General features: G+C 41.4%; 17 protein-coding genes. 11 read left to right on the top strand and 6 right to left on the bottom strand.

Going from position 1 to position 13608, the window contains the following annotated elements; all coding sequences use genetic code 11:
* The first annotated feature begins 11 nt into the window (after positions 1 to 11).
* Positions 12 to 779 (top strand): M23 family metallopeptidase, encoded by a 768-nt coding sequence (locus tag C0979_RS06860; protein ID WP_101695271.1) that lies wholly within the window; start codon positions 12 to 14, stop codon positions 777 to 779.
* Between the two features lie 92 nt (positions 780 to 871).
* Complete coding sequence (locus C0979_RS12390) at positions 872 to 1183, top strand: GIY-YIG nuclease family protein (RefSeq protein WP_101695270.1); 312 nt, start codon at positions 872 to 874, stop codon at positions 1181 to 1183.
* A 22-nt stretch (positions 1184 to 1205) separates the two neighbouring features.
* On the opposite strand, the gene trhA is transcribed toward C0979_RS12390, so the two are convergent.
* The 4 genes from trhA to C0979_RS06835 form a co-directional block, all read right to left on the bottom strand.
* Positions 1206 to 1895: a PAQR family membrane homeostasis protein TrhA gene (gene trhA, locus C0979_RS06850; protein WP_101695340.1), complete on the bottom strand. Its 690-nt coding sequence runs from the start codon at positions 1893 to 1895 to the stop codon at positions 1206 to 1208.
* Positions 1896 to 2188: 293 nt separating this feature from the next.
* Positions 2189 to 2725, bottom strand: a complete 537-nt coding sequence (rbr, locus tag C0979_RS06845; protein WP_101695269.1) for a rubrerythrin — start codon at positions 2723 to 2725, stop codon at positions 2189 to 2191.
* Between the two features lie 138 nt (positions 2726 to 2863).
* Entirely contained in the window at positions 2864 to 3406 is a 543-nt protein-coding gene (locus tag C0979_RS06840; protein ID WP_101695268.1) for an NADH peroxidase, read from the bottom strand.
* A gap of 98 nt (positions 3407 to 3504) precedes the next feature.
* A complete protein-coding gene (locus C0979_RS06835; protein WP_101695267.1) occupies positions 3505 to 3918 on the bottom strand; it encodes a Fur family transcriptional regulator in 414 nt (137 codons plus the stop codon).
* Positions 3919 to 4190: 272 nt separating this feature from the next.
* Between C0979_RS06835 and C0979_RS06830 the strand changes: the two genes are divergently transcribed.
* Positions 4191 to 5093 carry a C40 family peptidase gene (locus tag C0979_RS06830; RefSeq protein WP_101695266.1) on the top strand — a complete coding sequence of 301 codons (903 nt, stop codon included), beginning with the start codon at positions 4191 to 4193 and terminating at the stop codon, positions 5091 to 5093.
* A gap of 497 nt (positions 5094 to 5590) precedes the next feature.
* Positions 5591 to 5791, top strand: coding sequence for a hybrid cluster protein-associated redox disulfide (seleno)protein (locus C0979_RS06825; RefSeq protein WP_101695265.1), 201 nt, complete (start codon positions 5591 to 5593; stop codon positions 5789 to 5791).
* A 125-nt stretch (positions 5792 to 5916) separates the two neighbouring features.
* Here the strand turns inward: C0979_RS06825 and C0979_RS06820 are convergent, their stop codons facing one another.
* Positions 5917 to 6654, bottom strand: a complete 738-nt coding sequence (locus C0979_RS06820; RefSeq protein WP_173814836.1) for an adaptor protein MecA — start codon at positions 6652 to 6654, stop codon at positions 5917 to 5919.
* Between the two features lie 503 nt (positions 6655 to 7157).
* On the opposite strand from C0979_RS06820, the gene C0979_RS06815 reads away from it, so the two are divergent.
* From C0979_RS06815 to C0979_RS06790, 6 genes are all read left to right on the top strand, one after another.
* Positions 7158 to 7379: a hypothetical protein gene (locus C0979_RS06815; RefSeq protein ID WP_101695263.1), complete on the top strand. Its 222-nt coding sequence runs from the start codon at positions 7158 to 7160 to the stop codon at positions 7377 to 7379.
* Positions 7380 to 7652: 273 nt separating this feature from the next.
* On the top strand, positions 7653 to 9572 hold the full coding sequence (locus C0979_RS06810; RefSeq protein ID WP_408608327.1) for a glycosyl hydrolase family 18 protein: 1920 nt from the start codon (positions 7653 to 7655) through the stop codon (positions 9570 to 9572).
* Positions 9573 to 9723: 151 nt separating this feature from the next.
* On the top strand, positions 9724 to 10449 hold the full coding sequence (locus tag C0979_RS06805; protein WP_101695261.1) for an N-acetylmuramoyl-L-alanine amidase family protein: 726 nt from the start codon (positions 9724 to 9726) through the stop codon (positions 10447 to 10449).
* A gap of 20 nt (positions 10450 to 10469) precedes the next feature.
* Positions 10470 to 11519 (top strand): L-threonylcarbamoyladenylate synthase, encoded by a 1050-nt coding sequence (locus C0979_RS06800; protein WP_101695260.1) that lies wholly within the window; start codon positions 10470 to 10472, stop codon positions 11517 to 11519.
* 44 nt (positions 11520 to 11563) lie between these two features.
* Positions 11564 to 12193, top strand: coding sequence for a uracil phosphoribosyltransferase (upp, locus tag C0979_RS06795; RefSeq protein ID WP_101695259.1), 630 nt, complete (start codon positions 11564 to 11566; stop codon positions 12191 to 12193).
* Positions 12194 to 12224: 31 nt separating this feature from the next.
* Positions 12225 to 12713 carry a deaminase gene (locus C0979_RS06790; RefSeq protein ID WP_101695258.1) on the top strand — a complete coding sequence of 163 codons (489 nt, stop codon included), beginning with the start codon at positions 12225 to 12227 and terminating at the stop codon, positions 12711 to 12713.
* A gap of 77 nt (positions 12714 to 12790) precedes the next feature.
* Here C0979_RS06790 and C0979_RS06785 read toward each other — a convergent pair whose 3' ends face one another.
* Entirely contained in the window at positions 12791 to 13027 is a 237-nt protein-coding gene (locus C0979_RS06785; protein WP_101695257.1) for a DUF2508 family protein, read from the bottom strand.
* Positions 13028 to 13171: 144 nt separating this feature from the next.
* On the opposite strand from C0979_RS06785, the gene C0979_RS06780 reads away from it, so the two are divergent.
* On the top strand, positions 13172 to 13390 hold the full coding sequence (locus C0979_RS06780) for a pro-sigmaK processing inhibitor BofA family protein (RefSeq protein ID WP_101695256.1): 219 nt from the start codon (positions 13172 to 13174) through the stop codon (positions 13388 to 13390).
* Positions 13391 to 13608 lie beyond the last annotated feature (218 nt).

Below are 13608 nucleotides of genomic sequence, written 5' to 3'. Positions count from 1 at the left end.
GTGGTGATAAGATGAAAAAAGATCAAAGACCTTCACAGACTAAGAAGGGGGCAACCGTCGCGGCAGTGTTGTGCTTCGTGGCAGCGATCGCTATTGTAGGAACATATACATTTAACGGGTACAAACAGACTCGGAAAAACGAGCAATTGGCGCGGATGGAGGAAAAGGATCATACAAACGAGAAAACAGAAGAGGCGAATAATTTAGTGATTAGTAATGAAGATACTGATCCAGGCAGTGTTTCTGGAGAGTCTCAGCAGGCAGAAAAAAATACTCCTGAACAGCAAGGAACATCTGATTTAAGCGATGCAGGAGAGGTACAGGCACCGCAGCCTAAACCAGTTTCCGGAGGTGCATCTGCAGCAAAATTTACGGAGGACAGTAAACTTTTATGGCCGGTAGATGGAAATGTATTGATGAGCTTTAGCATGGATAAAACAGTTTATTTTTCCACATTGGATCAGTACAAATATAATCCGGCTGTTATTATTGCAGGGGCAGAGGGAGATCAAGTGATTTCTGCAACATCTGGAATTATAAAATCTATTGATATTACGGCAGAAACAGGGACAACCGTTAATGTGGATATTGGAAATGGATATGAACTGTTCTACGGGCAGTTGAAGGAAGTTCCCGTAAAGGTTGGTGATCCGGTAGAAGCAAAGACAGTACTTGGCTATGTAAGTCAGCCGACAAAGTACTATAGTGTGGAAGGATGTAACGTGTATTTTGAAATGCGTAAAGATGGCCAGCCGGTGAATCCGGTGGAATATATGTAAATGGGGACGGAGGTTTTTTTTAAAAATCTCCGTCCCCATTTACATATTGCCCTGTCCCTAATTGACATTTAGATAGAGAATTTTATAATAGAATGTGGAAAAGGTGGATAAGGTGGTTCAAAAGAGTGGAAAAACGGAATTATACATATATGGTAAGGTGTCAGGATGGGAGCTTGTACACTGGATGGACAAATGACATAGAGCATCGAATAGAAGCACACAATTCTGGGCGTGGAGCAAAGTATACAAAAGCTAGAAGGCCAGTAAAATTGGTGTATTATGAGACATTTTTGACAAAACAGGAAGCAATGAAACGAGAGTATGAAATTAAAAGAATGACGAAAAGAGAGAAAGAAAGTTTATTGGGGACAAGGGAAAAACCAATCGGGGACGGAGTTTTTTGAAAAAACCTCCGTCCCCGATTGGTTAAAGAATAAACCGGTACATTACAATAAAGTGGCACGCGCTTCCAGCCATTACGAATAAATGGAATATTTCATGGCTTCCGAAATATTTATGCCGATTATTAAAGATAGAAAGCTTTAATGCATAAATCACTCCGCCTACGGTATATATGATTCCTCCAGCCAAGAGCCATCCGAATGCCGCAGGGGATAAGGCTTCGAGAATTTGAGGAAGAGCAAGAATACAGGTCCATCCCATACCGATATAAAGAATGGAAGACACCCATTTTGGGCAATAGACCCAAAATGCCTTGATCAGGATACCAGTAATAGCGATGCTCCATACAATTGTCAGAAGGATGATTCCAATTTTCCCTCGTAAGACCAATAGGCAAACGGGTGTATAACTTCCGGCAATTAATACGCTGATCATCATGTGATCGATTTTTTTAAGAAGCGTATTGACTTTCGGTGATTTATCAAAGGTATGATATGTTGTGCTTGCAGCATATAAAAGAATCAGGCTGGCGGCATAAATACTCATTGCAATCAGATAAAGGCGATCTGGATTTTGAGCAGCTTTTAGAAGAAGAGGCCAGGCTGCCAGAACGGCCATTATCATTCCTATGAAATGGGTAATTGCGCTGCCAGGATCCTTGATATGGATTGTCAGGTTAATTCCCCGATTAGAGTAGTCCAATAAATTTTTCATAGGCTGTTTGTTTGGTAATACAGCAATATCTTTCATGTGAAAACCTCCAATTCTTATTTTGTCTCATATTTTAGGATATGTAGATTTTTCATTTTGCATAAACAAATATCAACAATCTTATATGTAGTTTTAAAAACTGTATAAAGCATATATGTATATTACAACCAAATGGTAAGAAAATCAAGAGGAATAAACAGGATTTTATTTAAAATAAAAAGAAAGTCCTGACTTTTTATGTCAGAACTTTCTTGTAACAAACGAATTATGGTTAATGCGAATCAGTGTTAACGGTATTAATAGTTTTCTACCTTTCTTTCAAAATATGCTCTTGGGTGTGTGCATACCGGGCATATCTCAGGAGCTTCTTCTCCAATATAAATATATCCACAATTGTTACATTTCCAGCCAAGAGGGGCATTTCCTTTGAATGTTGTTCCAGATTCAAAACTTTCAAGCAGTTTACGGTAGCGTCTTTCGTGAGCAGCTTCTACTTCTGCAACGCCTTCAAATTTTTCGGCAAGTTCTTCAAATCCTTCTTCCCTTGCTTCTTTGGCCATGCGTTTATACATGTCTGTCCATTCGTAATTTTCACCTTCGGCAGCATCTTTCAAATTCTCAGCAGTATCACCAATTCCATGAAATTCCTTGAACCACATTTTTGCGTGTTCCTTTTCCTGGCTGGCAGTTTCTTCAAAAATATTTGCCATCTGGACAAATCCGGCTTTCTTGGCAGCGGATGCATAATAAGTGTATTTGTTGCGTGCCTGAGATTCTCCGGCAAACGCTTCCATCAGATTCTTTTCTGTTTTTGTTCCTGCGTATTTGGACATTGTAAAATACCTCCTTTTATTTACTGATTGAGTCTTAATACTTATATTATATCATTCTTGAAAAGACAGCTCAATCAGATGATAAAAAAGAGAACGGATTTTAAAATCCATTCTCTTTTGATTAAACGAAACGTTTTCTTATCCAAAGTATCTGTTAAGAAGTCCCTCAAATGCTTTTCCGTGACGAGCTTCATCTCTAGCCATCTCGTGAACTGTATCGTGGATTGCATCAAGGTTTGCAGCTTTTGCTCTCTTAGCAAGATCAAACTTACCTGCTGTAGCGCCGTTCTCAGCTTCTACTCTCATTTCCAGGTTCTTCTTTGTGCTGTCTGTTACAACTTCACCAAGAAGCTCTGCAAATTTAGCAGCGTGCTCAGCTTCTTCCCAAGCAGCTTTCTCCCAGTACAGACCGATTTCTGGATATCCTTCTCTATGAGCAACTCTTGCCATAGCCAGGTACATACCTACTTCAGAACATTCTCCTTCAAAGTTAGCTCTTAAGTCAGCTAAGATGTCCTCGCTAACGCCCTGTGCAACACCTACAACGTGCTCAGCAGCCCATTCTCTTTCACCTGTCATCTCTTTGAACTTGTCAGCGCCAACTCCACATGTTGGACATTTCTCTGGTGCTGCATCTCCCTCGTGAACATAACCACATACTGTACATACAAATTTTTTCATAATAATTGTCTCCTTTTCTTATTTAAATTTTTCTTATTTTTAATACTAGTAATTGTTACTAATATTAAGTTAACATATTTTCCGCTAACTGTCAATTGTTATTTTAAATCTTTTGAAGAATTTTTCTTCAGACATTCACTGCAGGTTCCGTAGAATAAACTTGTGTGATTGTCAATGGTTCCATCAAAGTATTGATTAGCTGTCTGATTAACAGCTTCCATATATTGAGGATCCAGTTCAAGATCAAATACATTTCCGCAGGAAGTGCATACCACATGGTAGTGAGGTTCTGTCCTGCCGTCGAAACGATCCCCGCCATCAGGGGTTGCTATTTTGACAGCCTCGCCGATATCTGCTAAAAGATTTAAGTTACGGTATACAGTGCCAAGACTGATATTTGGAAATTCTTCCTTTACATGAAGATATACGCTGTCGGCCGTTGGATGTGAACGTGTTTTTGACAGATATTCTTTGATAGATTCTCGCTGTCTGCTATATTTTAAAGTTGCCACCGCAAGCCTCCTTTCAATAACAATAATTGTTATTGAAATCAGTTTACGGCAGAAGAAGACATTTGTCAATGATTAATTTTAAAATGTAACAATTTGTAACAATTAGATTGGAAAAATATGTATTTTCCTGTTGGAATATAGACGGAAATGACGATGAAAAGCATTGAAAATACAGTTGACATAGAGAGAATAGGTGGTATAATGGTTAACGTAACGCGTGTAACAATTCTGTAATATTTACAAAAGATAAGAAAACATAAAGGAGGGAGTTTATGGATTCTATTCTTAAAAAAGGATTGTTCCTGGTTACACTTACAGGATCTATTGTAGCATTTCCAGCTGTAGCAGAGGCTTCCGATCCCGCGGAAGACTATATGATGCCGCGGGTTGGAATTGAAGAGGTGCTAAGTGATTGCTACTTGTCTGAAAAAGAGATTCAAGTTGAGAATTACCTGGTGCCGTCAGAAAAGGGTGAGTATTTAGATATGGCGTTTGCCAATGTCCAGTCGTTTCTATATATAAGAAGTGAACCAACGACGGATAGTGAGTGGGTAGGAAAATTATACCCGGATAATGCAGCTAATATTCTCGGTCCCGTGGGAGAGTGGACGAAAGTTCAGTCGGGATCCGTAAGCGGTTATGTGTATTCTGATTATATAATAATAGGAAATAACGCAGAGCAGAAAGCCCGGGAAATGGTTCAGAATTCTGAGTCCGCGGCGCCGGAAGAAGCCTTTGTGTATGCGGAATCCAAAGAGGAGGAAGCAGCTCGCCTTCAGGCAGAGGCAGAAGAAGCTGCCAGAAAATTGCAGGAAGAGGCACAGGCGAAAGCAGCAACAGGACAGGCAATTGTAGATTATGCGTGTCAGTTTATCGGGAATCCCTATGTGTGGGGAGGGACAAGCTTAACGAACGGAGCGGATTGTTCGGGATTTGTCCAATCAGTATTTGCACAGTTTGGCATCAGTCTGCCCCGTACTACATGGGATATGGAGCAGGTGGGGACACCTGTAAGCTATGAGCAGGCGATTGCCGGAGATCTGATTCTCTATGATGGACATGTTGGAATCTATATGGGGAACGGACAGATTGTAAATGCAATTAACAGCGCGCGTGGAATCGGAATTCTTCCTGCCACTTACACGAACATTATTACGATAAGAAGATTGATTTAAGAAAGTACGATTTGCAGATAAAAGGACTTTTATAGAATGAGAAATTCAAAGATTTTCGGAATCTCATTTTATAATAGTCCTTTTCTAATGTCATACCATAAGGGAAAATATCTGATGAACCTTTTTGCCAGGTGAAAAAAGTTTGTCGGATGGGTGTACAAAATGTACAAATTTGTAAAAAAATGTAAAAAAGTAAAATTAGAACTTATCCAAGTTTTCCACATTGAAAAGGCGGAAAAAGGTGGAAAAAACGTTACTTTTCAAAATTTATCCACATTATCCACATAAAAGAGGTGGAAATCGGGGGATTATTCAAGGGTAAAAAAAGAACGAACGTTTTGTGAAGTTATAATAAAAATATAGTTTTGTCGAAAAAAAGCGAAAAATACATTGACATTTGAGAAGTCAAATTTATTGAATAAATTGTGTGAAAATGTTTACACAATGATAAAAAGCGATTATAATGGAAATACTGAAGAAAAGAAGGAGGTGTCATGATGGCACAGATTACCAAAAATACAACAATCGGTGAGTTAGTAAATACACATCCGGAAGTAGCTCCAATTCTTATGGAGATCGGAATGCACTGTCTGGGATGCCCTTCCGCACAGATGGAAACATTGGAAGAGGCAGCAATGGTACATGCGATAGATGCAGATCTGTTAGTTGAGAAGATCAACGCAGCTTTGAATGCTTAATTATTAGAGAATATTATATGCGGGAATAGTCCGCATAACTAAAAACGGCTGTAACCATGGAGATTTATCCAAAGGTTACAGCCGTTTTGGGTTTTGAATTTTGTTTTGCTGAAGCTTCACTATTCTTAGATAGCAGCAAGCTGTTTTACTGCATCCGCGGCAACGAGTTTCTCGCAGTGTTCTTCCAAAAAGGCAAGAACAGAGCCAGAAGACTTTTCCAATGCGCCATATTCCGACAACATATTGCAGATCCGATTAAATTCTCCGGTGGAGAGGTCTGACTGTGTCAGTGCCAGAAGATACATATCTTCGGCGGGATCTTTGTACAGTGTGTTGGAACCGGAATACATGCCGTTAAGCAGACGCGCTGCCAAAAGGACATGATCCATAGTGGTAAATGAAAACAACCGAAGAGAAGGTGCCGGAGCTTTTGGAGAAAGTTTTTTCTTTGGCTCCTGTTCCTGATTCGGTGCGTCAAATTTTTCCTTTACTTTGTCGAGCAGTTCCATTAGGCCGTCTGCTCCATCCAGTTTTACCGGAATATCTTTTTTTAGAAAATCCGGTTCGTTGCCCGGTGACGGGGCGAACTTGGAAAATCTGGTATCGAGTTCCTCAGGATCCTCGACTTTAGTAATTATCAGTACAATTGAATCGGAGGAAGCAGGAATCGCTTCGATCATCAGAGGAATATCCTCTGCTTCAAATCCAAATTCAAAAGCTGCCTGTTGCATCATATCGTGGAAAAGTGACTTTGCTTTCTCGGTTCCATAAGCAAGTTCGCTCAATTTCAGCTGGCGTTCAGCAAGATCGGCGTGTGTCAAAGTACAGCGGATCTGATTGTCATTGAGTTTTTCAATCTTCATATACATCACTTCCTTCCAACTCAGTATATCACAGCAATTACATGATGGGTAGTAAAATTATGATAAAATAAAAAAGCTAAAATAAAAAAGTGCTTGCATCCCAATATATGATTGGCTATAATTAACGTTACTAGAAGATAGTCTTCCCTGATAACTACGTTCTTAAAATAAAGGAGGGAAGAATAAAAAATTTTTTCTAAAAATACGTTTCTCAAAATAGAATCTAAATCTATAATCTATCAGTACAAATCAGAACTGCTAATCAAAAATCGCCGATTCTGGCGAAATTATCAACAAACACTGAGATGAAAAAAGAGTAACGAGACAGTCATAAGCTGTTAAATATGTAACTGGAAACCTTGTAATATGTGTATATACCGGGACTATCTTCTATACCAAAAAGCTGTAAGCAGGTACAGATTTTATCGTATCACAGCACATTTCCTTCCTGTATCTGCAAGAGTGCAGCCGTAGTTATCTGTCGGTTGGGAGGGAGGAGAAAAATGGGCAATACGTCGGATATGGAACGGATGTTTCAGGAGCTGGCGGGATACGAAAGGAAAAAGGTGAATCTTGGTATTGACCGGTTGCCTGCAAGCCCAATGCAGATTGTTCAGGCTCATATAATGAGCGAGGATACTGCTTATATGAGGGATTATGTGCTGAATGAAAATGGGGATATTATGGAGCTGTGGTTCGACGGTGTAAAAGTAAGTAAAACTTAAAAATAATAAGGAATACAAACACCCTGTAAAATCAAGAAAATGTCGAAATATATAATGACGTGTGCAGAAGCATTTGATATAATATGATCTGACAGGAGGTGCAGCATGGAAGAAAAAGATTTAAGACGCCGCACAACTTCGGATCGATCGAGAAGCGAAAACCGACCGGGGATTAAGAATAGAGGATCGGCAGAGGGACGCAACCAGGCGCCGCAGCCAGGAGCTAGAAGGCGGATTTCTGATCAGGGCGCAGGTGTAAGAAGCGGCAGAAAAATGGGAAGCCGTGAGCGTGAAACTGTGCAGAATAGGCAGAATGTTCCGGAAAGACGCCGCAAAATTTCAGATGGAAGGATGAGCGGGGCAGAGACAAAGCGTCGTATGCCGGAAGAAACCACTTCCCCTGTAGTGCGACAGAAAAAGGCTGGAAGAAAGCCGCAGTCCAAACGAAAAAGAAAGAGAAATCTGGGACTTAAGATCGCCCTCTTGATTCTATTGATTATCGCTGCAGTCATAGGAGCATTTTTGTGGAAAAGATATAGTCCGTCAAAAGAAAAATATGATTTGAACAAATATTATGGAATAGAAAATGAAAACCAATTGGCGTTAACAGTAGACAATCAGGTGGTAGAGCCGCATGGTATGATTTCAGATGGAAAGGCTTATGTCCAGTATGACGTTGTACGCAAGTATATCAACAGCCGATTCTATTGGGATCCTAACGAGAACGTATTGTTGTACATGCTTCCGAAGGATATGGTGTCTGTGGAAGTGGGCAGCAAAGATTACAATATTTCAAAAGAGAAAAAGTCGGAAGACTACGTCATTTTAAAAACCGAAGGAAGTACAGCATATATTGCACTTGATTTTATTCAGCAGTATACGGATATTGAATATGAAGTATACGAAAATCCAAGTCGTGTGGCGATAGTCACGGATTGGGATGATATTACCACTGCAGAGATAAAGAAAGACACGCAGGTTCGTTACCAGGGTGGAGTTAAGAGCCCGATTTTAACGGAACTGAAGAAAAAGGACGAAGTTACAATCGTTGAGAGCGAACAAAACTGGAAAAAGGTACGAACCAAAGATGGATTTATCGGGTATGTCAAAAACAGCACTCTGAAAAAAGAAGAGAAAAAGATGATTCAGCGGGAGTTCAAGGAGCCGGAATATACCAATATATCGAAGGATTATACCATTAATATGGCATGGCATAATGTGACGAATGAGGATGCAAATGCAGGCGTGCTGCAGATGATCGCACAGAGTAAAGGTCTGACGACCATTGTGCCGACATGGTTCCATGTAGCGGATGTAAAAGGCGGTCTGGAATCCATTGCTTCAGCAGATTATGTAAATTATGCAAAACAGGCTGGAATTGAAGTGTGGGCAGCGATTCGAGATTTTGACGGAGGAATTAACTCTTATGAGGAATCTTATGAGCTTTTGAGTCACACATCGAGCCGGGAGAATTTGATTAATCAGTTGATTGCAGAAGCGCTCCGAGTAGGCATTGCTGGAATTAATGTCGATTTTGAGAAGATTTCAGAAGAATGCGGAGAGCATTATATCGAGTTTATCCGAGAATTGTCTGTCAGATGCAGACAGAATGGAATTATCCTTTCTGTAGACAACTATGTTCCGAAGGGATATAACATGCAGTATGACCGTAAGGAGCAGGGAATTGTTGCAGATTATGTAATTATTATGGGATATGATGAGCATTTTGCAGGCTCGAAAGAAGCAGGACCGGTATCTTCTTACAACTTTGTAAAAGAAGGAATTGAAGAAACATTAAAAGAGGTCCCGGCTGAAAAGGTGATCAGCGGTATTCCATTCTTTACCAGATTGTGGAAGGAGATTCCTAAGACACAGGAGGAACTGAACAATCAGGCAGGAACAGAAGATGCAGAGTATCCAATGAAAGTGGAGAGTGAAGCGCTTGGAATGACAAGTGCAAGCGAACGAATTGCTCAGGCGGGTGTAGAGACAACCTGGGATGAAGAAGCGCAGCAGAATTACGCGGTTTGGACGGTTGAGAACGAGACTTATAAGATTTGGCTAGAGGATGCACAGTCGATTGAACCGAAGCTTCAGCTTATGAAAGATCACCAGCTTGCCGGAACAGCAGCGTGGGCGCTGGGGCAGGAGAGCAGTGATATTTGGAACCTGATCCAAAAATATGTAAATTAGGGAATGAACAAAATAACGTCCATAAAAGGCTCCGGACAGTCATATATTAGACTGTCCGGAGCTTTTCATATCTTTCTTTTACTGGTGTTAATCGGAGTATGTGGATAGGGGAAGTGGAGACAAAACAAAAATTAGGAAGGGGTGTTGTTCCATGAAAAAGGCAGAGCTTCTTATTTTGCTCCTGCTCCTTGCAGGCCTGTTAGTTTTTGGGAAAAATCTTGAAAAGCAGGTCTCTTCATCAGCGGTTATTGCGGAGCAGACGGATGGACAAAAGGCAGAGAAGAAGATGACACGTCGGGGAGAAGGAAAGACGGTGGTACTGGATCCGGGGCATGGAGGAAATGATCCGGGAAAGGTTGGCGCTAATTCTGTTAAGGAGAAGGATGTTAATTTACAGATTGCAATGAAAACGAAAAAGTTGCTGGAAAACGAAGGGGTTCGTGTGATTATGACACGGGATAAGGATCAGGATCTCGCAGGGGACTCGGATCACAATAGAAAAGTACAGGATATGAAAGCGCGGGTGAAACTGATTAATGACGCAATGCCGGCTCTTACGGTCAGCATTCATCAAAATAGTTATCAGGATCCGGCGGTAAAGGGAGCGCAGGTGTTTTACTATTCGCATTCTAAAGAAGCGGAGCGGGCAGCAGAAATCCTAAAGCAGGCATTATTAACGGTAGAGGAGAGTGGAACCAGGGAAAAGAAAGCAGCAGATTCTTATTATCTGTTAAAAAAGACGGAAGTTCCGGTTGTCATTGTAGAATGTGGATTTTTAAGTAATCCTGAGGAAGCAAAAAGGCTTACGGATTCTGCTTATCAGAAAGAACTAGCAAAAGCAGTGGCGAAAGGAATCCTAACTTGTCTGAATGAATAGAGTGTAGTATAATATAACGCATGAAAACAAAAGTAGAAAAAATAAATAAAAACCAGATAAATACAGATATTATTGAGGAAGCAGGTAAAATTCTGAAAGAAGGCGGTTTGGTGGCATTTCCGACAGAGACGGTGTATGGACTGGGTGCAGATGCGCTGAATGAGGAGGCAGCAAAGAAGATTTATGAAGCAAAAGGACGGCCGTCTGACAATCCGCTGATTGTTCATGTCGCAGACTTGGAAGCGTTAGATGGGATTACAGCATCAATTCCGTCTTGTACAAAGAAGATTGCAGAAGCTTATTGGCCGGGGCCCCTGACTATGATTTTCGAAAAGAATGACAGGGTGCCTTACGGAACGACAGGAGGACTTGAAACGGTTGCTGTGCGAATGCCGGATCACGACGTGGCAAGGGCTCTGATTCGTGCCGGCGGAGGTTATATTGCAGCGCCGAGTGCAAACACATCCGGGCGTCCAAGTCCGACGAAAGCAAGCCATGTGAAAGAAGATTTGGATGGAAGAATTGAGATGATTATTGATGGCGGAGATTCCAAAATCGGAGTGGAGTCTACGATTTTGGATATGACCGTGTTTCCTCCGATGATTCTGCGTCCGGGAGCAGTGACAAGGGAAATGTTAGAAGAGCTGATCGGAGATGTGGACGTGGACAAGACTTTGATCTCTTCCGACAGTAAGCTGGCTCCGAAAGCGCCGGGAATGAAGTACCGTCATTATGCACCTAAGGCGGATCTGACTGTGGTGGAAGGCAGTACGGAAGCTGTAGTTGCGGAGATTAACAGAATGGCTGCTGAGAAGATCCGGGAAGGATTTCAGGTTGGAATTATTGGAACCAAAGAGACGGTTGACAGGTATCAGGCAGGAGATATTAAAAGTATCGGAACCCGTGAGGATGAGCGGACGATCGCTAGTCATTTATATGGAATTTTAAGAGAATTTGATGACGATGAGGTCAATTATATTTTCAGCGAGGCGTTTGCAGGAGAAGGAATTGGAAGCGCAATTATGAACCGACTTTTGAAGGCGGCAGGACACCGGGTAATCCGGGTATGATATAAAAAAACAACGAAAGACATAACCAACAAGGAGGAAAAAAGATGTCAGAAGTACACGTTATGGATCATCCATTGATTCAGCACAAAATTGGGGTAATTAGAAGAAAGGATATCGGCTCTAGAGATTTTCGTGCCATGATCGGCGAAATTGCCGCATTTATGTGCTATGAAGCGACCAGAGATCTGAAGCTTCAGGATGTGGAGATTGAGACGCCGATCTGTAAGACGGTTGTGAAAGAACTTAGCGGCAAGAAGATGGCAATTGTTCCGATTCTGCGAGCAGGAATTGGAATGGTGGATGGAATTTTAAATATGATTCCGGCAGCAAAGGTGGGACACATTGGACTGTATCGAGACCCTGAGACATTTGAGCCAGTAGAATATTTCTGCAAGCTTCCGGCAGACTGCGGGGAAAGAGAAGTATTTGTGGTAGACCCAATGCTGGCAACAGGAGGTTCCTGCTCTGCAGCGATTCAGATGCTGAAGGATAAAGGGGTGAAAAATATCCGTTTTATGTGTATTATTGCAGCTCCGGAGGGAGTGGCAAGAATGCAGGAAGAGCACCCGGATGTAGATCTTTATATCGGAGCTCTGGATGATCATTTGGATGAACACAAGTATATCGTTCCGGGGCTTGGAGATGCAGGAGACCGAATTTTCGGAACCAAATAGCGAGAGCTTAAGCGGTGGAAAGGACTGTCATATGGGGAATAAAAGAGAAGATTATATAAGCTGGGATGAATATTTTATGGGGGTTGCGATTCTGTCAGGACTTCGGTCTAAGGATCCGAATACACAGGTGGGTTGTTGTATTGTCAGCCAGGATAATAAAATTTTATCAATGGGATATAATGGTCTTCCGAAGGGCTGTTCAGACGATGAATTTCCGTGGCGGCGGGATGGGGAAGACCCGCTGGAGACCAAATATGTCTATACGGTGCATAGTGAGCTGAATGCGATTTTGAATTACCGAGGGGGCAGTCTTGAAGGCGCTAAATTGTATGTGTCGCTGTTCCCGTGTAATGAGTGTGCGAAAGCGATTATTCAAAGCGGAATTAAAGAAGTGATTTATGACAGCAATAAGTACGAAGATTCTACAGCAGTGAAGGCGTCTATGCGGATGTTCGATGCTGCAGGGGTGCGTTATCATCAGTATCACCGGACAGATCGGGAGATTACGATACGCTTATAGAAAAAGGCATTGTAGTACAGATAGAAAAAGGACAGCAGTACCAAAGAAGTTACAGGTGCTGCTGTCTTTTTTCTATTTCATATCAGTTTTGCCTGGCGCAGAAGGAAACGATAACGTTTCCATGCAGCGTTTCCGAGATAAATATAGCAGTCGATCAGATCAGGGTCGGAAGCGTTTTGGAAATTTTGCCAGGCATTTTCAAAGTCCTGTCTTGCCCGTATAATCTCTTCGGACAAGGTGTTTTGTTCAGGGTCAAACGACAGGCGTTTGTAAATATCGGCTTCTGCAGTGGCATTTCGTTCAAATAATCTCATGGGGCTCCTCCGTTTTCATTGTTATCTTTTTCCTAGTATAAGCAGATGTCAGGAATAAAATACTCGTATTTATGATATATATGATAAAGAAAAGTCAGGAATATAACGGCTGGGAATCGAGGAAAAAGAGGGGGATTAGGGGGAATGGAATCAGAAGGAAGAAGACTTGGGCAGATCTTGGTAAACTTTTTTGTGCGGGCAGTTTTGGGAATGGCATTGATCTTTTTCGTAAATGAATTGCTAAAAAGTCAGGGAATTTCCGTGCGAGTTGGGATGAATGTTCTTACGTTATTGACATCTGGAATCTTCGGAATTCCTGGGGTTGCCCTGCTATATGGGATTTGTTTTTTTAAAATTCTGTAAAGGTTGCACAAAGTTTGGGAGATTCTAAAAATGGGCTGGACAAAGGAGAAGGTGGAGGGTATAATCGTCCTACAAGTTGCAGATGGCATCTTGTATCTGAAACTCTAATTTCGTGATAATTCAATTTTTCAAAGTCAGATCGACAAATAATCACAATGTATGAATGAGTAAAGAAAGAGCAACAGTTAAAAGAACAAAAGATGGAACAGGAGGGAGTC

The sequence above is a fragment of the Dorea phocaeensis genome, from assembly GCF_900240315.1.
In the GTDB taxonomy this organism is placed as follows: Bacteria; Bacillota; Clostridia; order Lachnospirales; family Lachnospiraceae; genus Dorea_B; species Dorea_B phocaeensis.
Note: the sequence above shows the minus strand (reverse complement) of the source record. Positions and strands in the feature narration are given on the sequence as shown.